1 protein-coding gene and 1 pseudogene are annotated in these 840 nt (G+C 53.3%); both read left to right on the top strand.

Annotation, left to right across the window (positions count from 1 at the left end):
- Positions 1 to 228, top strand: a 228-nt coding sequence (locus ACTHUR_RS12950) for a sodium/glutamate symporter (protein WP_440398900.1), incomplete at its 5' end; no start/stop codon positions are given.
- Between the two features lie 105 nt (positions 229 to 333).
- Positions 334 to 840 (top strand): annotated as a pseudogene (locus ACTHUR_RS12945) (lysozyme inhibitor LprI family protein); the annotation flags it as partial.

The following is an 840-nucleotide window of genomic DNA, read 5'->3' as shown; positions in this document are numbered from 1 at the left end:
ACCTACGTCTTCATGGGTCGCGATTACGACTCTGCCGTATTGGCGGCAGGTCACTGCGGCTTCGGTTTGGGTGCCACCCCGACCGCCGTTGCCAACATGCAGTCCCTGACCCAAACCTTCGGCCCGTCGCACAAAGCCTTCCTGATTGTACCTATGGTCGGTGCGTTCTTCGTTGACTTGCTCAACGCCGCCATCCTCTCCGGCTTTGTCAGCGTCATCAAAGGCTGATACATCTGACATAGAAAAGCACTTGCCGCATTTACTTGCTGCAAGTGCTTTTGTTATGATAGGCACGTCAGGCCGTCTGAAAGGCCGTCATCTTCAGGAGTACCCATGTACAAAAAAACCGCTTCCGTATTGATTTTAAGCACGATTCTTCTTGCTGCATGCAGCAAAGAAGAGCCGAAAGCCGCGCTTGATTGCGCCCAACCGGCCACACTGCAAAACATCCGTACCACCATCGAAGACACCCTCAAACAACAAGCGCGCTCCTTTGCCCGCAATGACAGCCGCCAATTCGTTGATGCCGACAAAATCATCGCCGCCGGCCTCGAATTAGAAACCCTGCTTGAAGACGCCAAAGAAACCGAAGACAACGGCAAAGCCATCTGCCGCGCCAACCTCAAAATCCACATTCCCGACACCATCCTCAAAACGGCTATAGACAACAGCCCGCTGATTTACGGCAACACCCCGTTGTCCGACATGCTCGAACAAAAACTAATGGGCAGCAACCTGACTTTTGAAAACAACACGTTCAGCACCACCCTGCTCTACACCCCCGACAAAGACGGCAAACTGGTTCTCGAAGACAACACCCTGAGCACCACAGCCCAAACC

The sequence above is a fragment of the Neisseria sp. P0021.S007 genome (genome assembly GCF_051956855.1).
This window is presented reverse-complemented; position numbering and strand designations above follow the sequence as displayed.